The following is a 26,577-nucleotide window of genomic DNA, read 5'->3' as shown; positions in this document are numbered from 1 at the left end:
CGGCCTCGGAAAGGAGATGCACGAGCTCGTCGAGCGGCTCTACCCGCTGTGCCGGAGCATCACGGGAGACGGCGTCCGCCGCACCTTGGAGATCATCGGCGAGCTCGTCCCGCTGGACGTGCACGAGGTGCCCACCGGCACGCAGGTGCTCGACTGGAACGTGCCCCAGGAGTGGAACATCCGCGACGCCTACGTCAAGGACCCCACGGGCGCCAAGGTCGTCGACTTCGCCGAGTCCAACCTGCACGTGGTCGGCTACAGCGTGCCGGTGTCGGCCCGGATGCCGCTGGAGGAGCTCCGCGGCCACCTGCACACGCTGCCCGACCAGCCGGGGCTCATCCCGTACCGGACCAGCTATTACGCCGAGGACTGGGGGTTCTGCCTGCGCCACGAGACGCTGGAGAGCCTCCGGGACGGCGACTACGAGGTCGTGGTGGACTCCACGCTGGCGGACGGCCACCTGACCTACGCCGAGCACGTCGTGCCCGGCCGGACGAGTGAGGAGGTGCTGATCTCCTGCCACACCTGCCACCCGTCGCTGGCCAACGACAACCTGGCGGGCATCGCGGTGGCCACCCAGCTCGCCCGGCGGCTGGCGGCCACGTCGCCGCGCTACACCTACCGCTTCCTGTTCGCGCCCGGCACGATCGGGTCGATCACCTGGCTCGCCCGCAACAGGGACGCGGTCGAGCGGGTCAGGCACGGGCTGGTGCTCGCGTGCGCCGGAGACGGCGGCGCGCTCACGTACAAACGGAGCAGGCGCGGCGACACGGAGATCGACCGGGCGGTGGGACACGTGCTGCGCACCTCCGGGCGTCCGCACCGCACGCTCGACTTCTCCCCGTACGGCTACGACGAGCGGCAGTACTGCTCGCCCGGGTTCGACCTGCCCGTCGGCTGCCTGACCAGGTCGACGTACGCCGGCTACCCGGAGTACCACACATCGGGGGACAACCCGGCGTTCGTGCTGCCCGAGTCGCTGGAGGACACCCTGGAGACCTGCTGGGAGGTGACGCGGGTGCTGGAGGACGACCGGCGCCTGGTCAACCTCAGCCCCTACGGCGAGCCGCAGCTCGGCCGGCGCGGCCTGTACGGGGCGCTGGGCGGCAGGAGCGACACCAAGCAGGCCCAGATGGCCATGCTCTGGGTGCTGAACCTCTCGGACGGCACGCACACGCTGCTTGACGTCGCCGAACGGGCCGGCCTCCCGTTCGGGGCGGTGGCCGAGGCCGCGCAGAGCCTGGAAGACGCGGGATTGGTGAGGGAATGGAAACCATGAGCTTGCGGGTCGGAGACCTGGTGGAGATCCGCAGCGAGGCCGAGATCCTGGCCACGCTGGACGAGCGTGGCGAGCTGGACGGCCTGCCGTTCATGCCGGAGATGCTGAAGTTCTGCGGCCAGCGCCTGACCGTGCACAAGGTGGCGCACAAGCTGTGCGACACGCTGACGAAGACGGGCCTGCGGCGGATGGACAGCGCCGTGCACCTGCTCGGCGCGCGGTGTGACGGCTCGGCGCACGGCGGCTGCCAGACGGCCTGCTCCATGTACTGGAAACAGGCGTGGATCAAGCGGGTCGCGGCCGACGAGCTGCCCTCGCACGCCGTGCCCGACTCCCGGCTGCTGCCGCTGCTGGAGATCAACAGCCGCAAGCCGCCGGCCGAGGACGGCGCGGAACGCTACTCCTGCCAGGCTACCGAGCTGCTCAGAGCGGCTCCGGTGCCGCTGCCGATGGCCGATCTGGGGCAGTTCGTGGCGGATGTGCGGACGCGCAACGTCGGTGTGCTCAGAACCCTGCAGGCCACCGGGATCGGGCTGTACAACCGGTTCCAGCACCTGACCAGAAGGAAGCTCCCCCGCGCGTTACGGATCAAGGGCGGCCGGCCGTGGGGCCAGATGAAGGGCAACGTCAGGGGCCGTACGCCGGTCCAGACGCTGGACCTCCAGCCGGGCGAGCTGGTCCGCGTGCGGTCCAAGCAGGAGATCCTGGACACCGTCAACGAGGACCTCTCCAACCGCGGCATGAACTTCGACGCCGAACTGGCCCGCCACTGCGGCCGCACCGCGCGGGTGCGCGCCCGGGTGGACCGCTGCATCGACGAGCCCAGCGGGCGGATGCTGGAGATGAAGACGCCCTGCATCGTGCTGGAGGGCGTGGTGTGCGAGGGCGTCCACTCGCTGAACTGCCCGCGGGAGTTCTTCCCCTTCTGGCGTGAGATCTGGCTGGAACGGGTCGCGGACGGTGAGTGAGCCGGTAGCCAACGAACCCGTCAGCGATCACCGGGCCGGGTCGGCGAGCAGGGGACTGCGGTGGGGGCTGCTGGCCAGGGGCGGGTCGAAGCTGGCCACCTTCACCCTGAGCCTCGTGCTCGCCCGCCTGCTCGCCCCGGCCGACTTCGGGTTGTACGCGGTCGCGCTGGCCGCCAACCAGTTCCTCTTCTACGTCAACGACGCCGGCATCGTCGCGGCCGTCGTGCAGTGGCGCGGCAAGCTGGAGGACATGGTGGTCACCGCGACCACCGTGGTCATCACCCTCAGCGTGGCCATCTACGCCGTGTTCTGGGTGGCGGCGCCCTGGTTCACCGGCCTGGCGGGCAACGTCTCCGCCACGCCCGTGGTGCGGCTGCTCACCGTGATCATCGTGATCGACGGGTTCGTCAACGTACGCAGCGCGGTCATGCTGCGTGGCTTCCAGCAGGACAAGATAGCCAAGGCGAACATGGCGGGCATCGCCGTCCAGGTGCCGGTGGCGATCACGCTGGCGGCCACGGGCGCGGGCGTCTACAGCTTCGTCATCGGCGCGGTGGCCAACTCCCTGGTGAGCGGCATCCTGGTGTTCTACTGGGCCAGGATGCCCCTCCGGCTGGGCTTCGACCGCGCCATCGCCCGCAAGCTGCTCGGCTTCGGCGTGCCCCTGGCGGTCAGCCTGGCCATCGAGGCGCTGGTGCTCAACGCCGACGCGATCATCATCGGCCGGCTGCTGGGCGCCACCACGCTCGGCTTCTACATGATCGCGCTGAACGTGTCGAGCTGGGTGCCCGGCCTGGTCGGCGAGGCCCTGCGCCATGTCACGCTGCCCGGCTTCTCGCGGGTCGCCGAGGAGCGCCCCGAGGCGTTCTCCGCGCGCGTCCAGCAGATCGTGCCGATGCTGATCACACTGGTGCTGCCTGTCGCTGTCCTCTTCGGCGTGCTGGCGCCCCTGGTCGTGCCCTTCCTGTACGGCGAGAGGTGGCTGCCCGCCGCCCAGGCGCTGTCCTTCCTCATGGCGCTGATGGTGGTGCGGATGCTCACCGCGCTGGCCTTCGACATCCTGACCTCGCTCGGCGCGACCAGGCTCGTCGTGTGGATGAACCTGAGCTGGGCCGTGGCGCTGCTGCCCGCGCTCTACGCGGGCGCGCGTCTGGACGGCATCCGGGGTGTGGCGATCGCGCACGCGGCCGTCGCGCTCCTGATCGCCCTTCCCGTGACGGCGCTGCAACTGCGCCGCTCGGGGGTCGTGCTCGGGCCGGTCCTTCCCGGGATACTCCGGCTGCTGCTCGGCGGCCTGCTGGCCGGCCTCGCCGCCTGGCTGGTGTCCAGGTGGACCGAGGGGGCCATCGACTTCGTCCGGCTCTGCGCCGCGGGCGGAGCCGGAGTGATCGTGTACGTGATGACGGGGCTCTCGCGGGAGCGGATCAGGAAGATTCGCGAGGTGGTGATGAGCTGAGCCGGCCCCGCCAGCCGCGGGCCACGTCGATGCCGGAGTGGGCGACGTTGCGGGCCATGGGCACGGCGTTGCGCCGCAGCCAGGGGCGCAGCGCCGCGTAGGCGCGCAGCCGCTGGCCGGGGCTGAGTGGAGCGTTCCTGATGACCCGGAGCAGCGCGCGGCCCTCCTCCACGTTGGGCAGGAAGAAGCGCTGGTCTCCGGGCAGCTCGCGGGCGCGGAAGGCCCGCGCGTGGTTGACCTGGCTGTTGCTGCCCGAGTGGTTGCGGTGCCGCAGCAGCAGCTCGTCCACCACGACCAGCGGCCCGAGCAGCGCCAGGCCCGAGATCATCACCCGGTCGGCGGGCAGGATGGGCTCCAGGGGCCGGGCGCGCAGCAGCGTCTCCCGGCGCATGAGGCCGTAGAAGTGCATGGTCTCGTCGTAGTTGTCCAGCCGGTGGCGTAGGCGCGCCACCGGATCGGGCTGGTCGGTGGGGGCGGTGTCGCGCCAGGTGCCGATCGTCCGCCCCGCCTCGTCGATCTCCTCGACGCCCGAGACGGCGGCGGCGGCCGTCGGATGCCGACGCAGCGCCGCCGAGAGCAGCGCCAGGCGGTCCTCGCGGTACTCGTCGTCGGACGTGGCGTAGGAGAAGAACTCGCCGCGGGTCTCGTGGACGACCTTGTTGTGGTTGGCCGTGATGCCGACGTTGCGCTCGCGCCGCAGGTAGCGGACGCGTGGGTCGGTCCTGGCCAGCTCGCGGCAGAGCTCCTCGGTGCCGTCCGTCGAGCAGTTGTCGGCGATCACCAGCTCGAAGTCGACGCCCTTCTGGGAGAGCACCGATCGCAGGGCGCCCTCCAGGTACGGCTCGCCGTTGTAGACCGGCATGCCGACCCCGATGGGCGGCGCGGCGCGACCGACGAGTGGGGCGGAAGAGCGTACGTGCGGTGATCTGGACGTCATCCGGCCAGCCTTTCTGCGGAGGCTGAGGTACGGTCGGGGCGATGGTCTCGCGAAGTAGGGCGAACGGCAACCAAGAGCAGCGATTCGTAACATCGCACCGAGCGGTCACGATAAGCAATCTGTACCATTTTTTTTGGCCAGGCATGGCTCATACTGCGGGGGCTTGGGCGGGTAAATATGGCTTTTTGGAACGATCTGTTCGGCCTTATCCGAAACAAGCGCGTTGGACCTCCCATCATCGCCCTCGCCCTGATCTTCGCGACAGCGGCGTTTTTCCTGGGTTCGCCGCGTTATAAGACGGAGTCGTCACTTATCCTCACCGCGCCGCCGTCCGGTGGCACCCTGTCGATGGACCCGGCCAAGCCGGTCGGCCTGACCAATCCGCTGTTGCAGTACAACGACGGGCTGCGGACGGTCGCGGGCATCCTCATCCTGGCCCTCAACAGCAAGGACGAGCTGCGCAAGCTCGGGATCGCGGAGAACGGCAGCACCGAGATCGTCATCGACGACGGCCGGTCGAACGCCGACCTGCTCGGCGTCGTGACGCAGGGGCCGTTCATCCACATCGCGGTCGAGGACCCGACGGCGGCGACCGCCAAGGCCATCCTGGAGCGGGCGGAGCGGCGCCTGCGTGAGGAGCTGACCAGCTACCAGGGCTCGCTCGGCGCGCCGAAGAGCACGTTCATCGCGGTCAACAACGTGGCGCTGATCCCGGTCGAGTACGATGGCACGGGCAAGATCCAGTTGGCCGTGGAAGTGCTGGTCGTGGCCCTGCTGCTCGGCTTCGGCGGCGCCTACCTGATGTCGGTCCGCCGCCTTCGCGGCCGGCCCGCTCCGGCGGGAACGGCCGAGAGCGAGGCGGACGTCGCCGCGGCCGTCCCTGTCGCCGTACCGGACGTGGTGAACGGGCCCGCGCTCAACGGCCGATCACCCTCCGCCGCGTCGGCGAGCGGTACTGCCACGCCCGCACCCGGCGGATCGGACGACGGCCCGTCCGGAGCATCCGGTGACGGCTCGGCCGCGGACCGGGAGAACGACGACCCGCCGACGGAGGAGTTCGCCCGGATCACGAGCGAGCTGCTGGGCGCCGTCACCGACCCGCGCAAGTCCGACCGGGACGGCCACGCGGGCTAGGAGACCCGGTTGGCGACCTCGGCACAGCGCCTGATGGCCGCCTGCCGTACCTCTCGCGGGGTCCCCGACTTGGCGGAGACCATCATGCCGATCGCCCCGGGTTCGAGGCGGTCGGCGAAGGCCAGGGCGGTCGGCAGGTCCATCGGCGACTCGTCCGGGGTCTTGTGGCACAGGGAGGTGTCCGACGGCGGGCGCCCGCCCGGCGCGCTGAGCACCTCGTCCACGAAGAGGCCGTAGAGCATGAACTCCGACACGTGCAGCCTGGATCCGAAGACGTCGGCCCACTGCCGCCCCATGTTCTCGGTGAGCCGTCGCTGGAGCCCCCGCACGATGGCGGGGTCCCAGAAGGTGAGCGGGCTCATGTAGTCGGGCAGCGGGGGCTCGGGCGGGGGCGGCAGCCGGAGCAGCTCGCGGGCGACACGGTGCCACAGCACGTGCCGCGTCATGAGCGGGTGCACCCCGTCCTCCAGCCGGTGCAGCAGCGGCCTGCCGTTGACCAGGGCGCGCTGGGCCGTCGTCGGCCGGACGAGCACCACGTCGGAGTCGGCCACCAGGACCACGTCCGCGTCCATCGCCGCCGTGGCCGCCAGCTTGACGATCTGCTGCATCACCCAGCCGCGTACGGGCGGCCAGGGCCGCAGGACGTTGACCCACATCCCCAGCCGGGGCACCTTGACGTAGCGCTTCGGCAGCAGCTCGCCCACGGTCCTCACCCGGCAACGGGGCCCTTCGTGCGCGGCGAACAGCGGCCGGTCGGCACGCGGCACGAAGACGTGGTGGACGGTGTCCTCCGGCGTGTACTCCAGCACGGAGCGGTGCAGATCGGCGAACTGATCCGCGTCGGGCCCATAGCTGGGAGTGACGACGGCCAGCGAGTTCAGGGGCTTGGTCACGTCACCCTCTATCGGGAGGAGGCTTTGGCACGTTACATGCGATAAGTAACGCTGGTCGCAGCCTCGGCGATGGCTTGTCGTACGGGTGTTAGAAGCCTGGGGGGCTGTGTTGGACTTCTGGAGAGCGATCACCGTCCTCCTGCGTCGCTGGTATGTCGCGGCTCCCGCGTTCCTGCTGACGCTCACCGCCGCCTACGGTGTCTACACGCAGATCCCCGTCCAGTACACCTCGACGACGCTCATGGTGCTCACGGTGCCGCCGAACGGCTCGTACCGGCCGCCGAACCCCAAGAATCCCAACCCGCTGATCAACCCGCTGCTGAACTTCGACGGCGGGCTGAACATGTCGGCCTCCATCCTGGTGCAGATCCTCAACACCAAGGAGGTGGCCGACCAGATGGGCGTCCGGGCGGACGGCGACACCACGTACAAGGTCAACAACGGGCACCCCAACCCCGAGCTGCTCATCAGCGCGCCCTTCGTGGTCATCGAGGGCACGAGCCGGGCGCCCCAGGACGCGCGGGCGATCGTGGTCAGGGTCGCCGAGCGGGCCAAGGTCGAGCTGAAACGGCGCCAGGAGATGCTGAAAGCCCCGCCGGAGACGTACATCAACCTGAACGAGATGGTCGCCCCGACCGAGCCGCAGCCGCAGCGCGGCGGGAAGATCCGCAGCGCCGCGGCCGTGTTCGCACTGGGCGTGGCCGCCGCGTTGGGCGCCTCCTTCTGCACCGAGAGCGTCATGGCCGGGCTGCGACGCAGGCGGGAGGAGGGCGAGCCGGAATCGGCGCCCGAGACCGGTGTCCGCACCGAGGAAGCGGTGTTGCAGCGTTGAACGTGGCAATAGAGCGATCCATCGCCCGGCCGGTGCCCAACCGGGCCGACGCCGCCACCCTGTGCGCGATCTTCACCGTGGTCCTCATGCTGGTGCCCGCCCGCCAGGTGATCGGCGGCCTGCCGTTCGACCTCACCTACGCGGAGGCCATCGGGCTGTTCGCCGCCGTGTGGTGGTTCTGCGCGCACCTCACCAGTACGCTCGGCGCGGCCAAGGGACCGGCGGCGGTGCGGTACGCGATCTACTTCTACGCGCTCGCCTTCCTGGCGACCTACGCCTACGCGACGGCCGGGTTCCTGCCCTCGTACGAGCTGGACCTGTCCGACCACGTGCTCGTCATCGCGGTCGCGATGGTGGGCATCTCGCTGATCGGCGTGGACGGGGTGCCGAGCCGCGAGCGGATCGACCTGGTGCTGAAGACGCTGGTGGTGGCCGGGGCCATCATGGGGGTGATCGGCGCGGTCCAGTTCGTGCTGTCGTTCGACCTGACCCAGTACATGCAGATTCCCGGCAGCCGCGTACGGGCGGTGGAAGTGACGATCCTGGAGCGCAACGGGCTCAACCGGGTGGCCTCGACCGCGGGGCACCCCATCGAGTTCGGTGTCGTGTCCGCGATGGTGCTGCCGGTCGCCCTCCACTACGCCTTCGGCGCGCGCGAACGCGGTGAGCCGCAGCGCCGCTGGTGGCTCCTGGTGACGCTGATCGCCTGCGGGATGGCCTTCTCCGCCTCGCGCTCGACGGTCCTGGGCCTGGCCGCCTCCGGGGCGGTGCTGTTCCTCGGCTGGCCCAACGCCCGGCGCGTCAGGGCGGCCGCCGCGCTGGCCGGGTTCCTGGTCGTCATGAAGCTGCTCGTCCCCGGCTTGATCGGCGCGATCGCCGGGCTGTTCACCAACCTCGACAACGACGAGAGCCTGCGCTGGCGGACCAACGACTACACCACGGCGATCGCGGAGTTCTCGCAGCATCCCCTGCTGGGCAGGGGCAACGGCACCTGGTTCCCGCCGCACCACCCCGTCTTCGACAACCAGTACCTGCTGACGGCCGTGCAGGGCGGGGCGATCGGTGTGCTGGCGTTCGTCGGCCTCTTCGTCGTCGGGATGTGGTCGGCCCTGCGCGCCAGGCGGCTGAGTGCGGACGACCAGACCCGCGACCTCGGGCTGACGCTGGCCGCCTGCCTGATCGTGCCGATGGTGGGGTCGGCCACGTTCGACCTCAACTCCTTCAGCACGGCCACCGCGCTGTCGTTCCTGCTCATCGGCATGGCCGGGGCGCTGATGCGGGCCGCGCGCCGCGAGGTCAGCCTTCCAGGCGCCGCCGTGCCTGTTTCCACGAGCCGGCCGCCAGATCCCGCGCGCTGATCGCCGAGACCGGGAGCGGCCAGTCGATCGCCAGGTCGGGGTCGTCGTAGCGCACGGAGATGTCCTCGGCCGGGTCGTGCGGCCGGTCGATCCGGTAGCAGACGTCGGCGTCGCTCAGCGCCTGGTAACCGTGGAGCAGACCCGGCGGGACGTACAGGTGGGTGAAAGTCTCGTCGTCGAGGACCACCGACATCCGCTCACCGAAGGTGGCCGAGCCGGGCCTGGCGTCCACGAGCACGTCGAACACCGCGCCGCGGGCGCACCTGACGAGCTTGGCCTCGCCCCGGCCCGAGCGGCCGTGCATGGCCCTGATCGCGCCCTTGACCGTACGGGACTGGCTGTCCTGGACGAACGCCGCGCCGTCCAGGCCGTGCTCGGCCGCGATCCCGGCGTCGAACGTCCTGGTGAACAGGCCGCGCTCGTCGCTGTGCGGGCTCGGGATGAACAGCAGCGTGCCCGCGAGTGCCCCTTGCTCCACTCTCATGGACACACATCCTGGCCCGGTCCTTTGTCGGCCGCCAGCGTGTAACGGATATAGCCCAATACCGATGTCAAAAGGGTGAGTCGTCAGACGGGGGGTGCGGCATTCCGATGGGCCACTCTTCATATGAGAACGGTCCAAAGAACCGCGCCCGGGTAGGCGCCCTCGGGATCGACGCGATCACCGAGCCGGAGGTCGCCGAGCATCTCGCTCGGGCCTGGCGCGACGGCCGGGGCGGCATGATCGTGACCGCCAACGTGGACATCGTCCGCGCCGCCACCCGTGCCCCTGAGCTCGCCGAGCTCGTGGCGGGCGCCGAGCTCGTGGTCGCCGACGGCATGCCGGTGGTGTGGGCGGCCCGGCTCAGCGGGCTGCGCGTGCCCGACCGCGTCACCGGGGCCTCCCTGGTGTTCACCCTCAGCGAGGTCGCCGCCCGCGAGGGACGCTCGGTGTTCCTGCTCGGCGGCGAGCCGGGGGTGGCCGAGACCGCCGGCGACGTGCTGGCACAGCGTTACCCGGGGCTGCGGGTGGCCGGCGTGTACGCGCCGCCCTTCGGCTTCGAGAAGCTCGCCGGGGGGATGGGGGAGATCGTGGAGAAGGTCCGCGCGGCCGCGCCCGACCTCGTCTTCGTGGGCTTGGGCTTTCCCAAGCAGGAACACGTCATCACCACGCTCCGCCCCGAACTCCCGCGTGCCTGGTACCTCGGCTGCGGCGCCGCCATCCCGATGGCCGCCGGGCGGTTCCGGCGCGCCCCGGACGGGATGCAGCGGGTGGGCGGCGAATGGCTGTTCAGGCTCGCCCTCGAACCCCGCCGCCTGGTACGCCGCTACCTCCGTGACGATCTGCCCTTCGCGCTCAGGCTGCTGGCCGGGGCCGCGTGGCACCGGCTGGCCGCGGGCCGGCGCTCCTGATTCCGACAGATGGGTCTGCCTGATGACTGTTCCCGAGCGGCCGCCGCTTGCCATCGTGATCGTCACCTACCAGAGCGGTCAGGTCATCGAGGAATGCCTGCGTTCTCTGGACACCGTGCTGCGTGAGGGGGAGCCGGCCCGGATCATCGTCGTGGACAACGACTCCCCCGACGACACGGTGGAGCGGGTGCTCGCGGCGGGGCCGCACGTCGAGCTGATCAGGACGGGCCGCAACGGCGGGTTCTCCGCCGGCGTCAACGCGGGCATCGCCGCCGCCTCCGGCTGCGACGTCCTCGTGCTCAACGCCGACATCCGGCTCAGACCCGGCTCGGTGCGCCGGCTGCGCGAGGCGCTGGCCGTGCCCGGCACGGGCATCGCGGTGCCCCGGCTGCTGGGCGCCGACGGCGAGCTCCAGCTCTCCCAGCGCAGGCGGCCCACCGTACTGCGGGCAGTGGGGGAGGCCCTGCTCGGCGGGCTCAGGGCGGGTCGCCACGCGCCGCTGGGCGAGCTGGTCGTCGACCCGCGGGAGTACGAGCGGCCGGGCACGCCCGACTGGGCGACGGGCGCCGCCTGGCTGATCTCGCGCGCCTGCCTGGACGCGGCCGGACCGCTCGACGAACGCTACTTCCTGTACTCGGAGGAGACCGAGTACATGCTGCGGATCCGCGACCTCGGCTTCACGGTCCGCTACGAGCCCGAGGCCGTGGCCGTCCACCTCGGCGGCGAGCAGGCCAACTCCAGCCCGCTGTGGACGCTCGCCGCCGCCAACCGGGTGCGACTGCACCGGCAGCGGTACGGCAGGCCCCGCGCGGTGCTCATGCGCCTGGCGGTCGCCCTGAACGAGGCGCTCCGCGCCGTCACCCGCGGCCGGCGGGCGGGGGAGCGGCACCGGGCGGCCTTGCGCGAGCTCGCGACGATGGCCGAGTGGCCGACGCCGCCGGGCGGCCCCTTATCCCCGCCGGCCTACGTCTGCTTCGCCGCCCAGGACTGGTGGTACCACAACAGGGCGCACTCCGACTTCCAGCTCATGCGGCACCTCGCGGGATCGCGCAAGGTGCTGATCGTCAACAGCATCGGCATGCGGATGCCGCTGCCCGGCCGCTCCACCTTCGTGCTCCGGCGCATCGCCAGGAAGCTGCGCAGCGTGGCCAAGTTCGTCAGGCGGGTGGAGCCCGATCTGTGGGTGATGTCGCCGCTCCCGCTCCCCTTGTACGGCTCGCGCCTGGGCCGCGGGCTGAACGCCTGGCTGGTCAGGACGCAGGTACGCGCGGTCTGCCGGGCACTGGGCCTGAAGGTGCCGGTGATCGTGGTGACCATCCCCACCGCCTGGGACGTGGTACGCCCGATGCGCCGCCGCGCGCTGATCTTCAACCGCTCGGACCGCCACTCCGCCTTCCCCGAGTCCGACACGGACACGATCGAGACGCTCGAACGCGACCTGCTGGAACGTGCCGACCACGTGGTCTACGCCAGCCGCGGGCTCATGGCCGAGGAACGCCCGCTCGCCGGCGCGCGGGCGCGCTTCCTCGACCACGGCGTCGATTTGGAGCACTTCAGCCGCGTCCCGGCCGACCGGCAGCCCGCCGACCTGCGGGCCGTCCCTGGACCGCGGATCGGCTTCTTCGGCGCTTTGGACGACTTCGTGGTGGACTTCGACCTGCTGGAACGGGTCGCGATCGGCCTGCCCGAGGCGTCGCTCGTGCTCGTCGGCGACGCGAACGGGCAGATCGAGCGGCTCACGAAGCATCCCAACGTGCACTGGCTGGGGTTACGCCCCTATTCGGTGATCCCCGCCTACGGCTCGGGCTTCGACGTGGCGATCATGCCGTGGCTGGACAACGAGTGGATCAAGCACGCGAACCCGATCAAGCTGAAGGAGTTCCTGGCGCTCGGCCTGCCGGTGGTCAGCACCGAGTTCGACGAGCTGGCCCACTACACCGGCCGGGTCAGGACCGCGACCACCCCGGAGCAGTTCATCGAGGCCATCCGCGTCTGCCTGGCCGAAGGCGGCCCGCAGCCGCCGGAGACGCTGCGCGGCTCGCTGGGCGACGCCTCCTGGTCGGCGCGGGCGGCCGACCTCATGGCGCTGGCCGAGCAGTCGTCCGACGTGCGGCGATGAAGAGGGCCGGCGTGCGGCTGACGACGATCGCGCAGTGGGCGGCGCTCCTGACGGCCGCGGCGGTGGCCGTCGGAGGCTGGCTGTGGCTGCGGTCCGTCCCGCCGAAGCCCGTCGCGAGCACGCTGCCCGCGCTGACGATGGCCTTGAGAGCGGTGCCGTGGGAAGGCGGCCCGGCCGCCTACGCGGGTTCGGCGGCGGCCGTGAAGGCGGGCTGGACCCGTCCCGGTTTCTTCCCCGTGGGGCTGTGGTTCGCCTCGGCGCGTACCGCCAGGGAGGTCGCGCTGGACCGGGCGGCCGGGATCAACACCTACGTCGAGCTGACCGACGGCAGCCGCCCCGCGCTGCTCAGGGCGTCCGGCATGACCGCGCTGACCAGCCGCCCGCTGCCCGGCGCGGGCGCGGAGACCGTGGGCTGGCTGATCGCCGACAAGGCGGACGTGTGGGCGGGGCCCGGTAACGGGCACTGGACGGGCGCCCGGGGCTTCACCCGGCCCGTCTGCACCCCCGTGCTCACCGCGTGCGGCTACACCGCGATGCGTACGCTCGCCGAGCGCCTGCCCAAGGGCGACCGGCTGCGTTACGCCTCCTTCGGCAAGGGCGTGGCCTACTGGGAGGACGAGGCGCAGGCCGCCAAGTTCGTCAACGGCTACACCGACGTGGTCGCGGCCGACGTCTCCTGGTACGGCGACGCCAACGTCTGCGCGGAGGCCACCCGGTGGCTGCAGCTCCCGGCGGCCCAGTGCCGCCTGGCCGCCAACTACGGCGCCACCGTCGAGCGGCTGCGCGCCCTGGACGCCGCCGACGGCCGCAGGCAGCCGGTCTACGCGATCATCTCGCTCTCCGGCCTCACCCCCGAGCAGGTGGGCGGCGCGGCGATGAGCGCCCTGATCCACGGCGCCAGGGGAATCGTCTACGACGCGCACGGCACGGACCCGCGCTGCAAGGTGGACAACGTGCTCCGGCGCGCCTGCGGGAAGGCGGTCAGACACGGGGTCGCCGAACTCGACCGCCGGATCGAGCGGCTCGCGCCGGTGCTCAACACCCAGTCGTACGCCTACGACTTCGCACCCGAGCTGGACACCATGCTGAAGCGCCACGACGGAGCCTTCTACCTGTTCGCGATGCTCGGCCGCGGCCAGGCTCCGGGGCAGCGCGTGCTGACCGTACCCGGCGATCTGTCGGCGTCAGGCCGCGTCGAGGAGGTCTTCGAGAAGCGGTCCATCCAGGCCGACAAGGCGGGACACTTCACCGAGACCTTCGACGCGGAGCACAGCTATCACGTCTACCGGATCGTCCCGTAGCTGGGAGGGCTATGACTTCTCGAACGACGAACAGACGGATCCTGCTGATCGCGATCACCGTCGTGCTGGTGGTCGCCGTGGGCTGGGTCATCGCGCAGGCGAAGTCGACCCGCGACGATCTGGGTCTGCCGCGCGTCCCCTGGGATGGCGGCCCGGCCTATTACGCCCGGTTCGGCGCGCCGGCCGCCGCGGGTTGGACAGATCCGTCGTTCTTCCCCATCGGGGTGTGGTTCGAGTCCGTGGTCGAGGAACGCGACGTGCGGATGGACAAGGAGGCCGGGCTCAACACCTACGTGGAGCTGACGGCCAACAGCGACATGGGCCTGATCCGCGGTAACGGGATGTCGGCGATCACCAGCAAGCCCCTGGCGGGGTCGGGCAGCGAGACGGTCGGCTGGATGATCGCCGATGAGGCCGACATGTTCGCCGGGCCCGGCGACGGCGTCTGGAGCGGCAAGTACGGCGGGGAAGGGCAGGTGTGCCTGCCCGACAAGCCGCCCTGCGGTTACACCGCGATGCGCACACTCAAGGACAAACTGCCCAAGAACGACGGCCGCCTGCACTACGCCAACTACGGCAAGGGCATCGCCATGTGGGAGAACGACGGCGAGGCGACGAAGTTCGTCAACGGCTACACCGACATCATGTCCACCGACGTCTACTGGTACACCGACACCGGCATCTGCGAGGAGGCCGAGAACTTCCTCAAGCTGCCGCGCGAGCGGTGCCCACGGGCCGCCAACTACGGCCAGGTCGTCGACCGGGGCAGGCAGCTCGACGCCCTCGACGGCAAGCGACAACCGATCTACGCGTTCGTGGAGCTCGGCTGGCCGGGCACCAACGGCCTGCGCTCGATCACCGGCGACGAGCTGGCCGGCGCGGTGATGAACTCCCTCATCCACGAGGCGCGCGGCATCATCTACTTCAACCACAGCTTCGCCGGCCCCTGCCCGACCCAGCACGTGCTGCGTGAGCCGTGCGCCCAGGGGATCAGGACGGTCGCGACGGAGCTGAACCGGCGGATCCGCACGCTCGCGCCCGTACTGAACACCCAGTCCTACGTCCACACCTTCGCGCCGGGACTCGAGACCATGCTCAAGGACCTCGACGGCTCCTCTTACGTGTTCGCCATGCCCAGGGCGGGCGTCCAGCCGGGGCAGCAGACGCTGCGGCTGCCCGAAGCCCTGGCCTCGGCCTCCAGCGTGGAGGTGCTGTTCGAGAACCGGACCCTTCCGGTGAAGGACGGCGGCTTCACCGACTCCTTCGAGCGGGAGAACACCTACCACGTCTACAAGGTCACGCCATGAGCGGGCCGGTGGAAGTGGGCCTGGTCGGCGCGGGTCCCTGGGCGCGGGACTTCCACGCGCCCATGTTCGCCGCCGGGCCCGAGACCCGGCTGGCGGGCGTCTGGAGCAGGCGGGCCCCGGCCGCGCAGGCGCTGGCCGAGCGTTTCGGCGTGCCCGCCTTCACCTCGTACGAGCGGCTGCTGGAGCGCAGCGAGGCCGTGGTCTTCGCAGTCCCGCCCGACGTCCAGGCGGTCATGGCCGTCCAGGCGGCGTGGAAGGGCCGGGCGCTGCTGCTGGAGAAGCCGATCGCGCTGACCGTACGCGACGCGAAGGCGCTCGCCGACGCGGTGGACGCCACGGGCGTGGCCACGCAACTCGTGCTCACCAATCGCTACCGTCCCGTGGTCCGTGAGTTCCTGAAGCAGGCCCGCGACTTCCCGGCCATCGGCGGCCGCGCTTGCCAGCTCACCGGCGAGTTCCTCGACGACACCTTCGCCGACAGCCCGTGGCGCTCCCGCGCGGGGGTGCTCTACAACACCGCCCCGCACGGCCTGGATTTGCTCGACGCGGCGCTGGGCCGCATCACGGAGATCAGGCCGGTCGGCAACCGGGCCGGCTTCCTGGCGCTGACCTGCCTGCACGAGAACGACGTGATCAGCCAGCTCACGATCAGCGGCCGGGTCCCGCCGCGCCGCAAGACCCGCTATGAGCTGTACGGCCCGGAGGGCACGCTGGTGCTGGACTCCGAGCTGCTGCCGGAGGACTCGATAGAGACCAGGGCGACCCTGCGCTCGGAGTTCGCCACCGCCGTACGGACAGGGCGCTCACACGAGATCGACGTGCACCGGGGCCTGCACCTGCAGCGTCTCCTGGCGCAGGCCGAGCCGCGTTAAGGGGTCTCCGGGACCGGCGCGGCAGCCGGGACCGGGGCGGGTTTGCGATACCTCAGGCGCAGCGCGGGCTGTTCGAGCAGCCGCCAGCTCAGGGCGGCCAGCGGCAGCACGATGGCGACCGTGGCCAGCAGCACGAGCACGGGCGCCCGGAGCCCGGACTGGACCAGGACCTGCTGGGTGGGGAAGGCCAGCAGGTAGGTGCCGTACGACAGGTCGTAGGACCCGGTGGGACGGTGCAGCCACGTCGGCGCGCGGAAGGCGATGAGGAACGTCAGGCAGGTGACCGCCGCGATCGCCGCCAGATTGGCCACCGGCGTGCCCCACAGCAGCCGCCACGCGATGACCACGAGGACCGTCAGCCAGAGCGGCGGGACCCAGCGGACCTCGCGGATCAGCATGCCGAGCGCGAAGAACGCCACGGGCTGCGCGGCGTAGGCCGACACGACCAGCGGGATGAGCGGACCGGAGTAACCGGTGAGATGCACGGCCGAGGCGGCGGCCAGCGCGAGCAGCACCAGCCCCACCAGGACCGCCCGGCGCCGTAGCAGGCCCAGCAGGCCCATGACGGCCACGCCGATGTAGCAGAGCACCTCCACCCAGATCGTCCAGAGCGACCCGTTGACCGCGTCCGGATAGGGGAGTCCCTGGAAGACGCCGGGCAGCGAGTAGCTCACCGGCTGGATGAGCAGCCCTCTGGCGATGTAGCTCCAGGCGCCGGTGCCGGAGAAGTAGGAGGCGGCGGGCAGCGTGCTCACCAAGGGGCCGAGCAGCAGGGCCGTGACGATGACGACCAGCGCGTACGCGGGATAGATGCGCAGCGCCCTGCGTACCGTGTAGCGGCGTGCGGACGGGTCCGACAGCCAGCTCGTGCTGATCAGGTAGCCGCTGATGAGGAAGAAGACGCCGACGCCTATGCCGCCGACGCCGATCCCGCTGGCCGGTGTCAGTGGTGAGCCGTGCCCGGTCAGCACCCAGCTGTGCTCGACGATGACCGCGAGCGCTCCCAGGAGGCGCAGCAGGTTGAAGGCGTTCAGCCGGGATCGGCTGGGTTCAGCCCCTTTTGGCGCTTCGGCCACTGCGCAGCTCCCCCGCGAGTCCGATGCATTTGATGTGTATCGGTTCGCGAAGAAGCTGCGTTACCCAGTGGTTTTAGCTGATACGCCAGGTGTCGCCACCCAGAAGCAGGTCGCTGAGGTCGCCGGGTCCCTTCTGGGCCACGGCCTCCTCCATCTGCTCGGCCATCAGCACGTCGTACGCCGGCCGGTCGACCGAGCGGAACACGCCGATCGGCACGTGCTCGAACGCGGGCTCGTCGAGCCGCGACAGCGCGAAGGCCAGCGACGGGTCCGGGTTGTGCGCGTCGTGCACCAAGATCTGGTCCGCGCTCACCGTGGCCCGGTCGGCCACCTCGATGCCGCCGTTGGCGGCCCTGACGACCGCCTTCGACGTCGACACGATCGGCTGGCCGTGCTCCAGCCGCAGCGTGATGTCGTCGCGGATCTCCGGATCCTTGAGCTGCTCGAAGGCGTTGTCGTTGAAGATGTTGCAGTTCTGGTAGATCTCCACCAGCGAGGTGCCGCGGTGGGCGGTGGCCTCACGCAGCACCGACTGCAGGTGCTTGCGGTCGGAGTCGATCGTCCTGGCCACGAACGACGCCTCGGCGCCGATGGCCAGCGAGATCGGGTTGAACGGCTTGTCCAGCGAGCCCATCGGCGTCGACTTGGTGATCTTGCCGACCTCGGAGGTGGGTGAGTACTGGCCCTTGGTCAGACCGTAGATCCTGTTGTTGAACAGCAGGATGTTCAGGTTGACGTTGCGGCGCAGCGCGTGGATCAGGTGGTTGCCGCCGATCGACAGCGCGTCACCGTCACCCGTGATCACCCACACCGACAGGTCGGGCCTGCTCGCGGCGAGCCCGGTCGCGATCGCCGGCGCGCGGCCGTGGATCGAGTGGAAGCCGTAGGTGTTGAGGTAGTACGGGAAGCGGGACGAGCAGCCGATGCCGGAGACGAACACGATGTTCTCGCGCTTCAGCCCCAGCTCCGGCAGGAAGCTCTGCACGGCGGCCAGGATCGCGTAGTCACCGCAACCGGGGCACCAGCGGACCTCCTGGTCGGACTTGAAGTCCTTCAGGGTCTGCTTGGCGTCTGTCTTGGGGACGAGCGAGAGGCCCCGCCCATTTACCAGCTCAGTCACTGTCGATCACGTCCTGGATGACTCCGGCCAGCTCCTCGGCTTTGAACGGAAGCCCGCGCACACGGTTGTAGCTGATGATGTCGACGAGGTAGCGCGCCCGCAGCAGCAGGGCGAGCTGGCCCAGGTTGATCTCGGGCAGCAGCACCTTGTCGTAGCTCTTGAGGATCTCGCCGGTGTTGGCGGGCAGGGGGTTGAGGTGACGTAGGTGCGCCTGCGCGACCTTGCCACCGGCCCTCCTGATGCGGCGCACGGCCGCCGCGATCGGGCCGTAGGTCGAACCCCAGCCGAGCACCAGCACCCTGGCGTCACCGTCGGCGTCGTCGACCTCGAGGTCGGGTACGTCGATCCCGGCGATCTTGGCCGCCCGGGTCCTGACCATAAGGTCGTGGTTGTCCGGGTCGTAGCTGATGTTGCCCGTGCCGTCGGCCTTCTCGATGCCGCCGATGCGGTGCTCCAGGCCCGGTGTGCCGGGGACGGCCCACGGGCGGGCGAGCGTGTCGGTGTCCCGCTTGAACGGCAGGAACTCTCCGTCGGCGCCGTTGGGCTCCGTGGTGAACTCCTGGGAGATGTCCGGCAGATCAGCAACTTCCGGCAGGCGCCACGGCTCGGAGCCGTTGGCCAGGTAGCCGTCCGACAGCAGCATGACCGGGGTGCGGTACTTGACCGCGATCCGCGCCGCCTCGATGGCCGCGGCGAAGCAGTCGCTCGGCGACATCGGCGCCACGATCGGCACCGGAGACTCGCCGTTGCGGCCGAACATGGCCATCAGCAGGTCGGTCTGCTCGGTCTTGGTCGGCATGCCGGTGCTCGGCCCCGCCCGCTGCACGTCCACGATGAGCAGCGGCAGCTCGGTGGTGACCGCCAGGCCGACGGTCTCGGCCTTCAGCGCCACACCGGGCCCCGACGTCGTGGTCACGCCCAGCGCGCCGCCGAACGCCGCGCCCAGCGCCGCGCCGACGCCGGCGATCTCGTCCTCCGCCTGGAAGGTGCGGACGCCGAACCGCTTGTGCTTGGACAGCTCGTGCAGGATGTCGCTGGCCGGCGTGATCGGGTAAGACCCGAGGAACAGCGGCAGCTTCGACTGCACCGAGGCCGCGATCAGGCCGTAGGCCAGGGCCTGGTTGCCGGAGATGTTGCGGTAGACGCCGGGCGCCAGTTGGGCGGGCTTCACCTCGTAGGAGACCGAGAACGCCTCAGTGGTCTCGCCGTAGTTCCAGCCCGCCTGGAAGGCCGCGATGTTGGCCTTGGCGATCTCCGGCTTCTTGGCGAATTTCTGCTCCAAGAACTTGATCGTGTGCTCGGTCGGCCGGTGGTACAGCCAGGAGAGCAGGCCCAGCGCGAACATGTTCTTCGAACGCTCGGCGTCCTTCTTGGACAGGTCGAAGCCTTCGAGCGCCTTGACCGTCAGCGAGGTCAGCGCCACCGCGTGGACGCGCCACTCGCTGAGCGAGTCGTCCTCCAGCGGGTTGGCCGCGTAGCCGACCTTCTGCAGGTTGCGCTTGGTGAACTCGTCGATGTTGGCGATGATGTCGGCGCCGCGGGGCAGGTCGCCCAGGTTGGCCTTGAGGGCCGCCGGGTTCATCGCGACGAGCACGTTGGGAGCGTCACCCGGCGTCAGGATGTCATGGTCGGCGAAGTGCAGCTGAAAGCTGGAGACGCCGGGGAGCGTGCCTGCGGGGGCACGGATCTCGGCGGGGAAGTTGGGCAGCGTCGACAAGTCGTTGCCGAACTCCGCGGTGCCCGCGGTGAAGCGGTCGCCGGTGAGCTGCATGCCGTCGCCGGAGTCTCCGGCGAATCTAATGATCACGCGGTCAAGTTGCTGGACCTGCTTCGTCACAGCTCAGTCCTCCCCGACGCGCCGAGGCGCGGTCGTTTGTGGCGCGTTCTCAGTTTCCATGCTAGATCCTCGCGAGGTTCAACACGTTTCCTCGCTACAGAATGCGGGTAAACGCGGGGGCAATCAGGGGATACCGGAGAACCACTAGGGGTGACACAGGCCGGCGGCGATTCTGCACAGGTCGACGTGCAGGCGTGCGAAGAGGACTGTTCGGGTCACGAGCGCCAACTATACGTCCCCCCCAGGCGTGGCTTACGTCAGGGGGCGATGACGCGCGATCTCCGACCCCGATCGGTAAAGGTGTCCGGCCTGCATACCAGCCGTTCCATACAACTCTGGAACAGTGACGAGCGTGTAACCCTTCCCCTGCAGCTTTTTGAGGATGTCCGGAACCGCGTCAACGGTCGCCGGGTTGACGCCGTGCATGAGCACGATGGCCCCGACGCGCGCCTGCTTCGTCACCCGGTCGGCGATCGCCTTGGGGTCGTTCGTGTCCTTGTCACCTGCGTCGACGTTCCGGCCGACGATGGCGAGGCCCATGTCCTCCGCCACGTCCGTCACGTTCTTGTTCACCGCTCCGTATGGCGCGCGCATCAGCGTGGGCCGCTCGCCGATGGCCGCTGTGATGGTGTCCTGGGTACGGCGGAGCGAATCGGCGATCTTGCTGGTCGTCAACTTCGACAGGTCCAGGTGCGCCCAGGAGTGGTTGGCCACCAGATGCCCCTCGACGCTCATCCTGAACAGCAGATCCGGCCGGGCCGCGGCACTGGTGCCGACGGTGAAGAAGGTGGCCCGCGCCCCGGCCTGGTGCAGCATGTCGAGCAGCCTGGGCGTGTCCGGTCCCGGCCCGTCGTCGAAGGTCAGCGCGACGCACTTGGCCTTGGTGCAGTCGACCGATCCCGCCCGGTTGCTGACGGCCTCGGGGCTGGATGACGGGGCCGTCCTCGGCACGGTCGGCGCCGCCTGCCTGGCGGCCTCCCGGACGACCTCCTGCGCGCGCCGTCCCGTCGGCGACAGCAGGGGATCGGCCTGCCGGGCGGGTACGGCCACGGCCAGGCGGCCGAGGGCGCACGGCCCGACCTGGCAGTCGTCGAACTCCACCACCAGGTCCCCGCCCTGGTTGAAGGCCATCGAGTCGAGCCGGTCGCCCGTCAGCCTGCTGGGGTCGGTCGGGGATCCGCGCTTCACGAGCTGGTCTCTGACCAGTCGCGTGAGATCGCGCAGCGCGGCCTGGCCGGAGAGCAGGCCGGCCGAGCCGGTCGCCTTGCCGGTCCGCCGGTCGTACCAGAGGGTTCGGGTGGAGTTGCCCCAGCCGGTGCCGAGGGACTCGCCGGTGCGCAGTCGTACGCCGACGATGTCGCCGGAGGCGGCGGTGAGCTGCCAGTCCACGTTCAGCTCGGGGCGGGGCCGTGGGGTGTCGAACCTGGTGAGCGAGCGGAAGCGGCGCAGCGTCCGCTCGGTCTCGTCACGCAGGGCCTTGTTGAGGCGGGGCGCGTCCGGCAGTTCGGGGTAGGTGATATGCACAAGGCGACTCGCGTGCCCGCGGACGTCGTCGCTCAGGGTTCTGGCGACCAGACCGCCCACGGTCGCGGGGTCGACAAAGTCGATCATGGTCGGCTCCGCGGGGACCAGGACGTCCCGCTCAGGGGACGCGGTGGCCAGCCCACCACCCACGGCGGAAAGGGCCAGCAGGGCGATTCCTCCAATGAGTCCCTTTTTGTGCATGAAGGTCAGGTTAAGGGGCTGATCTTGCGGTTTGCCCCGTTTTGGGACTATGGGGGACGAGGCTTGACTGAGTTACGATCAGGACATGGACGGCTACTTCGGGTCCTATGTGCTGGTCGCCGCGCTGCTTGCCATCGGCGTGGCCATCGTGGCCGGGGCCCTCCTGGTCAACCGTCTCCTGCGCCCGACCAGGCCGACGGCCGAGAAGCTGACCACCTACGAGTGCGGCGTCGACCCTGTCGGCGACGGCTGGGCCCAGTCGCAGGTGCGCTACTACGTCTTCACGTACCTGTACGTGGTCTTCGCCGTGGACGCCGTGTTCCTCTTCCCGTGGGCCACGGTCTTCGACGCGCCGGGATTCGGGCTGACGACGCTCGTGGAGATGTTCGTCTTCCTGGGGTTCATCGCGCTCGGCATCCTCTACGCCTGGCGAAAGCGCGTACTCGGCTGGACTTAGGTTGTTTTTCGGTCGATCAACCGCCGTCCCTCTACTCCTTAGGGAGATCACGCGGGACAATGGGCGGTATGGCAGCCACGGATCTCCCGATGCCCACAGTGGGGCCGATCTCGCGCTTGGCACCCAAGCCGATGCGCTTCGTGCTCAACTGGGGGCGGCGTTATTCGCTGTGGGTGTTCAACTTCGGGCTCGCCTGCTGCGCGATCGAGTTCATCGCGACCTCCATGAGCCGCCACGATTTCATCCGGTTCGGGGTGATCCCGTTCGCCAACGGGCCGCGCCAGGCCGACCTGATGATCGTCTCGGGCACCGTCACCGACAAGATGGCCCCCGCCGTCAAGCGCCTCTACGAGCAGATGCCCGATCCGAAGTACGTGATCTCGTTCGGCGCCTGCTCCAACACCGGCGGCCCCTACTGGGACTCCTACTGCGTCACCAACGGCGTCGACCAGATCATTCCGGTCGATGTCTATGTGCCCGGCTGCCCGCCCAGACCTGAGGCGCTGCTCCACGGGATCATGAAGCTCCAGGAGAAGATCGCCGCCGAGAAGCTCAGCGACCGCTACGTCTGGTCCCGCTCGCACGGGGATGTGTCGTGACGCTCGAGGAGCGCTTCGGTGAGCGGGTCTCCGTCTCCACCTCCTTCGGCGAGTCCACCGTCGACGTCGGCCCGGCCGACTGGATCGAGGTCCTGACCTTCCTCAGGGACTCCGGCCACACCTTCTTCGACTGGCTGACCGGGGTCGACGATCCGCCCGACGGGTTCTTCGTGGTCGCCCACGTCTACGACCCCGACTCGTGCGAGCGGGTGCTCGTCCGCACCCGGGTGCCGCGCGCCGATCCGCGGCTGCCCACCGCCGTGGGCGTCTACCGGGGCGCCAACTGGCACGAGCGCGAGACGTACGAGATGTTCGGGGTGCTCTTCGACGGCCACCCCTACCTGGTGCCGCTGCTGCTGCCCGACGGGTTCGAGGGGCATCCGCTGCGCAAGGACTTCATCCTCGCCGCCCGGGTGGCCAAGCCCTGGCCGGGAGCCAAGGAGCCGGGCGAATCCGGGCACGGCTCGCCGAGCCGCCGCAGGACGCTGCCGCCCGGCGTACCCGCCGACTGGGGGACACCCGATGCTTGACGTGGTGCTGCGCTTCGTCGCCATCCTCATCGTGTTCCTCGTGCTGCCGTTGATCGTCGGGCAGACCGAGCACAAGGTCATGGCGCACATGCAGTCGCGCCTCGGGCCGATGTACGCGGGCGGCTTCCACGGCTGGGCGCAGCTCATCGCCGACGGGGTGAAGTTCGCGCAGAAGGAGGACGTCATCCCGGCCGCCGCCGACCGGCGCGTCTTCATGATCGCACCGGGCGTCGCGCTGGTGCCCTACCTGCTCGTGCTGATCGCCATCCCCGTCGACCAGGGGCTGGTCGGCGTGGACCTCGACCTCGGGCTGTTCTTCGTGCTCGCGGTGATGGGCATCGGCGTGCTCGGCTCGATCATGGCGGGGTGGGCGTCGGCCAACAAATACTCGGTGCTCGGCGGCATGCGGTCGGCCGCCCAGCTCATGTCGTACGAGCTGCCGCTGGTGCTGGCCGCCTCCTCCGTCGCGATGGCGGCGGGCACGCTGTCCATCCCGGCGATCGTCTCGGCGTGGCAGTGGTGGTGGCTGCCGTGGCAGGCCATCGGCGGCGTGGTGTTCTTCCTGGCCGGGCTGGCCGAGCTGCGCCGGCCGCCGTTCGACATGCCGATCGCCGAGTCCGAGATCATCATGGGGCCGATGACCGAATACACCGGGATGCGGTTCGCCCTGTTCATGCTCTCGGAGTACGTCGGGATCGTCGTGCTGTCGTTCCTGACCACCGTGCTGTTTCTGGGCGGGTGGCATGGGCCGTTGCTGGCCGGATGGGTGTGGACGCTGGTCAAGGTGTTCGCGCTGGCTTTTGTGGTGATCTGGCTGCGGGTGAGCTTTCCCCGGATGCGTGAGGACCAGTTGCAGAAGCTGGCGTGGGTGGGGCTGGTGCCGTTGGCGCTGGTCCAGTTGGCGCTCACGGGCGTCGTGAAGGTGCTTACGTAGTTCTGCTGGTTTGTCGGCACTTTACCTCCGGCTTATCCGTCTTATGTGGATAGGGGGCTATGGAGGGTGATCTTCATGGACATTCGGCTTCGGCCGGTCGCGGGGGCGGTGGCGGGGACTCCCTGTCCCCGGACGGACGTGTTATGGGACGGCTCGGCGTTGGCCGTCTCCGACGACGCGTCCGGCCAATCCGTGCGGCTGACGCCCGCGACGCTCTACCACTACCGCTACGACCAGCGGGTCCTTGTGTCGAGGAGGAAGGCCAAGACCCTCTCGGTCCAGGGCCTGGCCGCGCTCGACGGCGACGGCCTGGTGCTGCTCGACCTGCCGGGCGAGTGGTACGTCCCGCATGTGGCCGCGTTCGGGGGGTACACGGGCCTGCCGATCGTCGACGCCCGCGGACACGCCTCGAACCGGGTGCGGGCGGTGCTCGCCGGCCGCGCCCCAGGCTGGCGCCGCTTCCGGGGCCTGCCGCCACCGTTCCTGGCCAGGTATCGCGGGCCGGTGAGCATCGGGGTCGGTGTCGCCGGGCTGGCGGTGATGGTCTACCTGGCGTCGACCGGTATGTGGGCGGCCTGGCGCGGGATCTCCATGGTGGGCAGGTCGCTCCTGGACCTCCTGGAGGTCAAGTGGCTGGCCATCGGCTTCAGCCCCGTGCTCCTTGTGCTGCGCCCGGTGTCCGCCCGCGTCCACCGCTGGCGCGCGGACCGCGGCCAGATCCTCGGCTCCGCCGGGGGGCCGTATCTCTCGGTGCTCTCTGGCGAGAAGTTGCACGTGAACCGGGGCAAGGAACAGTCACCGTACATCAAGATCGGCGTGGGCCGGGGGATGGCCGTGTCCCTGTTGCTCTACCGCTATGACGATCTGGCCGGGCTGTTCATCCTCGACGGGAACGGCGGCCCCCTGCACCACCTGCCCGGCGGATGGACCCCGGACGCCGCCCACCGTTTCGCGGACCGCCACGGGCTGGGGCTGGCGGTGCACTCGATCTCCCGGGACGAGTATCTGTCACTGACCCGCGGCTCTCGGGACGCGACGGTCTGACCCGCACTTCTCTGGACGGGCCGGTCCGTTCCGCGATTCCCGGGACGGGACGGTCTGACCCGCGATTCCTGGGACGAGTATCTGTCACTGACCCGCAGTTCTCGGGACGCGACGGTCTCACCCGGAGCTCCCGGGACGGGACGGTCTGACGCCGTTTCTTCTCGGATCGGTGGACTATGGCCGGATCATTGGACGATGGCCAGCATCACGTCAGACGCGGACGGGCGGTCGTCGGGGCTCTTGTGCAGGCAGGAGCCCACAGTGCCGCGGAGGGCAGGCGGTAGCGGCGACAGGTCCGGGTGGAAGGTGAGCACCCGATTGAACACCGCCGGCACCGTATCCTCCCCGAACGCCGGCCGCCCCGTCGCCGCGAACATCATCGTCACAGCCCAGCTGAACACGTCGGACGCCGGCCCCACCGGCGCCCCGGTCAGTTGCTCGGGCGACATGTAAGGCGGGGTGCCGACCATCTTGCCCGAGGTCACCGTCATCTGGTCGAGCGCCCGCGCGATCCCGAAGTCGATCACGCGCGGCCCGTCCGGCCCGATGAGCACGTTGCTCGGCTTGAAGTCGCGGTGGACGATCCCCGCCTTGTGGATGGCGGCGAGCGCTCCGGCTGTGGATAACGCCAGCCGCGTCAGGCTGTCCTCGTCGCGCGGGCCGTACTTTCGTACGAGATGTTCGAGTGACGGACCTTCGACGTATTCGCTGACGATGTAGGCGTGCTGACCCGTGATGCTGACGTCGAGCACCCGGGCCGTGGAGAACGTCGCCACCCGCCGAGCCGCGTCGACCTCCCTGGCGAACCTGGCCCGCGCCACGTCGTCCACGAGGTCGTGCAGAACCTTGACGGCGACGCGTACGCCGTTGGGCGCCATCGCGAGATAGACCGCGCCCTGCCCGCCCCGCCCGAGCGGCTGGAGCACCCGGTAGTGCCCGATCCACTCGGGCTCGTGCGGCCGGCGCTGGGGACTCGGGGCGGTGGTGCGCTGGTGCAGATCGAAAGGCGGCGGAGCGCTCCGGTGCTGGTGGGGAGGCTGATAGACGGGTCTGTTGCGGCGCGCCCTGACCATCGTGGGGACCAGGATGCCCGAGTGGATGACCCCACCCAGCCAGCTGATGACCAGTCCGAGCGAGACCACCCCCGACAGCGGGGTCGGGATGTCCTCGAACTGGTCGTAGGCCAAGGCCGCCATCACGAAAGAGCCGATGCTGATGGCGTAGATGCCCGCCGCCACAACGTGCAACGTGCTCCGCAGCCAGTAGGCCGCGAACCCGATCGTGAACGGTGTCGCCAGCCCACACGTCATCAGGGGCAGCGCCGCCCACACGATGGCCGCCGCCCACGCGCCGCTAGTGGGACGGGCAGGCTGGCTGTACGACATGGCGGGAAGACTATCGCGCAGG

The 26,577-nt window shown here is 69.9% G+C and carries 24 protein-coding genes; 16 read left to right on the top strand and 8 right to left on the bottom strand.

Going from position 1 to position 26,577, the window contains the following annotated elements; genetic code table 11:
- Window positions 1–16 precede the first annotated feature (16 nt).
- Genes KLK06_RS38375 through KLK06_RS38365 form a run of 3 tightly spaced genes read left to right on the top strand, consistent with a single transcriptional unit; the run spans window position 17 to window position 3,703 of the window.
- The gene (locus KLK06_RS38375; RefSeq protein ID WP_214640554.1) at window positions 17–1,279 is read left to right on the top strand and encodes a DUF4910 domain-containing protein; all 1,263 of its coding nucleotides are present in this window, start codon (window positions 17–19) and stop codon (window positions 1,277–1,279) included.
- Window positions 1,276–2,247: a hypothetical protein gene (locus KLK06_RS38370; RefSeq protein WP_214640553.1), complete on the top strand. Its 972-nt coding sequence runs from the start codon at window positions 1,276–1,278 to the stop codon at window positions 2,245–2,247. Before KLK06_RS38375 ends, KLK06_RS38370 begins: the two co-directional genes overlap by 4 nt.
- On the top strand, window positions 2,240–3,703 hold the full coding sequence (locus tag KLK06_RS38365) for an oligosaccharide flippase family protein (RefSeq protein WP_214640552.1): 1,464 nt from the start codon (window positions 2,240–2,242) through the stop codon (window positions 3,701–3,703). Before KLK06_RS38370 ends, KLK06_RS38365 begins: the two co-directional genes overlap by 8 nt.
- On the opposite strand, the gene KLK06_RS38360 is transcribed toward KLK06_RS38365, so the two are convergent.
- Window positions 3,672–4,640 (bottom strand): glycosyltransferase, encoded by a 969-nt coding sequence (locus KLK06_RS38360; RefSeq protein WP_214640551.1) that lies wholly within the window; start codon window positions 4,638–4,640, stop codon window positions 3,672–3,674. The genes KLK06_RS38365 and KLK06_RS38360 overlap by 32 nt on opposite strands.
- Before the next feature lie 348 nt (window positions 4,641–4,988).
- Here KLK06_RS38360 and KLK06_RS38355 point away from each other — a divergent pair, with 348 nt between their 5' ends.
- On the top strand, window positions 4,989–5,774 hold the full coding sequence (locus KLK06_RS38355; protein ID WP_214640550.1) for a hypothetical protein: 786 nt from the start codon (window positions 4,989–4,991) through the stop codon (window positions 5,772–5,774).
- Here the strand turns inward: KLK06_RS38355 and KLK06_RS38350 are convergent.
- The gene (locus KLK06_RS38350; protein WP_214640549.1) at window positions 5,771–6,667 is read right to left on the bottom strand and encodes a DUF6492 family protein; all 897 of its coding nucleotides are present in this window, start codon (window positions 6,665–6,667) and stop codon (window positions 5,771–5,773) included. The two genes, KLK06_RS38355 and KLK06_RS38350, sit on opposite strands and share 4 nt — an antisense overlap.
- Window positions 6,668–6,776: 109 nt before the next feature.
- Here KLK06_RS38350 and KLK06_RS38345 point away from each other — a divergent pair, with 109 nt between their 5' ends.
- Window positions 6,777–7,499, top strand: a complete 723-nt coding sequence (locus tag KLK06_RS38345; protein WP_214640548.1) for a hypothetical protein — start codon at window positions 6,777–6,779, stop codon at window positions 7,497–7,499.
- Between the two features lie 2 nt (window positions 7,500–7,501).
- The gene (locus tag KLK06_RS38340) at window positions 7,502–8,857 is read left to right on the top strand and encodes an O-antigen ligase family protein (RefSeq protein ID WP_308168638.1); all 1,356 of its coding nucleotides are present in this window, start codon (window positions 7,502–7,504) and stop codon (window positions 8,855–8,857) included.
- Here KLK06_RS38340 and KLK06_RS38335 read toward each other — a convergent pair.
- Entirely contained in the window at window positions 8,796–9,341 is a 546-nt protein-coding gene (locus KLK06_RS38335) for a dTDP-4-dehydrorhamnose 3,5-epimerase family protein (protein ID WP_214640547.1), read from the bottom strand. The two genes, KLK06_RS38340 and KLK06_RS38335, sit on opposite strands and share 62 nt — an antisense overlap.
- A 107-nt stretch (window positions 9,342–9,448) precedes the next feature.
- Between KLK06_RS38335 and KLK06_RS38330 the strand changes: the two genes are divergently transcribed.
- From KLK06_RS38330 to KLK06_RS38310, 5 genes are read left to right on the top strand one after another with little or no spacing between them, the layout of a single operon-like run.
- Window positions 9,449–10,249 carry a WecB/TagA/CpsF family glycosyltransferase gene (locus KLK06_RS38330; protein ID WP_214640546.1) on the top strand — a complete coding sequence of 267 codons (801 nt, stop codon included), beginning with the start codon at window positions 9,449–9,451 and terminating at the stop codon, window positions 10,247–10,249.
- Between the two features lie 22 nt (window positions 10,250–10,271).
- On the top strand, window positions 10,272–12,368 hold the full coding sequence (locus tag KLK06_RS38325; RefSeq protein ID WP_214640545.1) for a glycosyltransferase: 2,097 nt from the start codon (window positions 10,272–10,274) through the stop codon (window positions 12,366–12,368).
- Complete coding sequence (locus KLK06_RS38320) at window positions 12,365–13,669, top strand: hypothetical protein (protein ID WP_214640544.1); 1,305 nt, start codon at window positions 12,365–12,367, stop codon at window positions 13,667–13,669. The genes KLK06_RS38325 and KLK06_RS38320 overlap by 4 nt, the downstream gene beginning before the upstream one ends.
- Window positions 13,670–13,680: 11 nt before the next feature.
- On the top strand, window positions 13,681–14,976 hold the full coding sequence (locus KLK06_RS38315) for a hypothetical protein (RefSeq protein WP_214640543.1): 1,296 nt from the start codon (window positions 13,681–13,683) through the stop codon (window positions 14,974–14,976).
- The gene (locus tag KLK06_RS38310) at window positions 14,973–15,848 is read left to right on the top strand and encodes a Gfo/Idh/MocA family protein (protein ID WP_214640542.1); all 876 of its coding nucleotides are present in this window, start codon (window positions 14,973–14,975) and stop codon (window positions 15,846–15,848) included. The genes KLK06_RS38315 and KLK06_RS38310 overlap by 4 nt, the downstream gene beginning before the upstream one ends.
- Here the strand turns inward: KLK06_RS38310 and KLK06_RS38305 are convergent.
- From KLK06_RS38305 to KLK06_RS38290, 4 genes are all read right to left on the bottom strand, one after another.
- Window positions 15,845–16,924: an acyltransferase gene (locus tag KLK06_RS38305; protein WP_214640541.1), complete on the bottom strand. Its 1,080-nt coding sequence runs from the start codon at window positions 16,922–16,924 to the stop codon at window positions 15,845–15,847. The genes KLK06_RS38310 and KLK06_RS38305 overlap by 4 nt on opposite strands.
- Window positions 16,925–16,997: 73 nt before the next feature.
- Window positions 16,998–18,044, bottom strand: coding sequence for a 2-oxoacid:ferredoxin oxidoreductase subunit beta (locus tag KLK06_RS38300; protein WP_214640540.1), 1,047 nt, complete (start codon window positions 18,042–18,044; stop codon window positions 16,998–17,000).
- The gene (locus KLK06_RS38295) at window positions 18,037–19,881 is read right to left on the bottom strand and encodes a 2-oxoacid:acceptor oxidoreductase subunit alpha (protein WP_214640539.1); all 1,845 of its coding nucleotides are present in this window, start codon (window positions 19,879–19,881) and stop codon (window positions 18,037–18,039) included. The genes KLK06_RS38300 and KLK06_RS38295 overlap by 8 nt, the downstream gene beginning before the upstream one ends.
- Window positions 19,882–20,133: 252 nt before the next feature.
- Window positions 20,134–21,606 carry a polysaccharide deacetylase family protein gene (locus KLK06_RS38290; RefSeq protein ID WP_214640538.1) on the bottom strand — a complete coding sequence of 491 codons (1,473 nt, stop codon included), beginning with the start codon at window positions 21,604–21,606 and terminating at the stop codon, window positions 20,134–20,136.
- Window positions 21,607–21,691: 85 nt separating this feature from the next.
- On the opposite strand from KLK06_RS38290, the gene KLK06_RS38285 reads away from it, so the two are divergent.
- The 5 genes from KLK06_RS38285 (at window position 21,692) to KLK06_RS38265 (ending at window position 25,170) form a co-directional block, all read left to right on the top strand.
- Complete coding sequence (locus KLK06_RS38285; RefSeq protein ID WP_214640537.1) at window positions 21,692–22,063, top strand: NADH-quinone oxidoreductase subunit A; 372 nt, start codon at window positions 21,692–21,694, stop codon at window positions 22,061–22,063.
- An 89-nt stretch (window positions 22,064–22,152) separates the two neighbouring features.
- Window positions 22,153–22,662 (top strand): NADH-quinone oxidoreductase subunit B, encoded by a 510-nt coding sequence (locus KLK06_RS38280; RefSeq protein ID WP_214640702.1) that lies wholly within the window; start codon window positions 22,153–22,155, stop codon window positions 22,660–22,662.
- Window positions 22,659–23,192, top strand: coding sequence for an NADH-quinone oxidoreductase subunit C (locus tag KLK06_RS38275; RefSeq protein ID WP_214640536.1), 534 nt, complete (start codon window positions 22,659–22,661; stop codon window positions 23,190–23,192). The genes KLK06_RS38280 and KLK06_RS38275 overlap by 4 nt, the downstream gene beginning before the upstream one ends.
- Window positions 23,185–24,126 (top strand): complex I subunit 1 family protein, encoded by a 942-nt coding sequence (locus KLK06_RS38270; protein WP_214640535.1) that lies wholly within the window; start codon window positions 23,185–23,187, stop codon window positions 24,124–24,126. The genes KLK06_RS38275 and KLK06_RS38270 overlap by 8 nt, the downstream gene beginning before the upstream one ends.
- Before the next feature lie 75 nt (window positions 24,127–24,201).
- On the top strand, window positions 24,202–25,170 hold the full coding sequence (locus KLK06_RS38265) for a hypothetical protein (RefSeq protein ID WP_214640534.1): 969 nt from the start codon (window positions 24,202–24,204) through the stop codon (window positions 25,168–25,170).
- A 185-nt stretch (window positions 25,171–25,355) separates the two neighbouring features.
- On the opposite strand, the gene KLK06_RS38260 is transcribed toward KLK06_RS38265, so the two are convergent.
- Entirely contained in the window at window positions 25,356–26,555 is a 1,200-nt protein-coding gene (locus KLK06_RS38260; protein ID WP_214640533.1) for a serine/threonine-protein kinase, read from the bottom strand.
- Window positions 26,556–26,577: the final 22 nt, after the last annotated feature.

This window comes from Nonomuraea sp. NEAU-A123 (assembly GCF_018603905.1).
Lineage (GTDB): Bacteria > Actinomycetota > Actinomycetes > Streptosporangiales > Streptosporangiaceae > Nonomuraea.
Note: the sequence above shows the minus strand (reverse complement) of the source record. Positions and strands in the feature narration are given on the sequence as shown.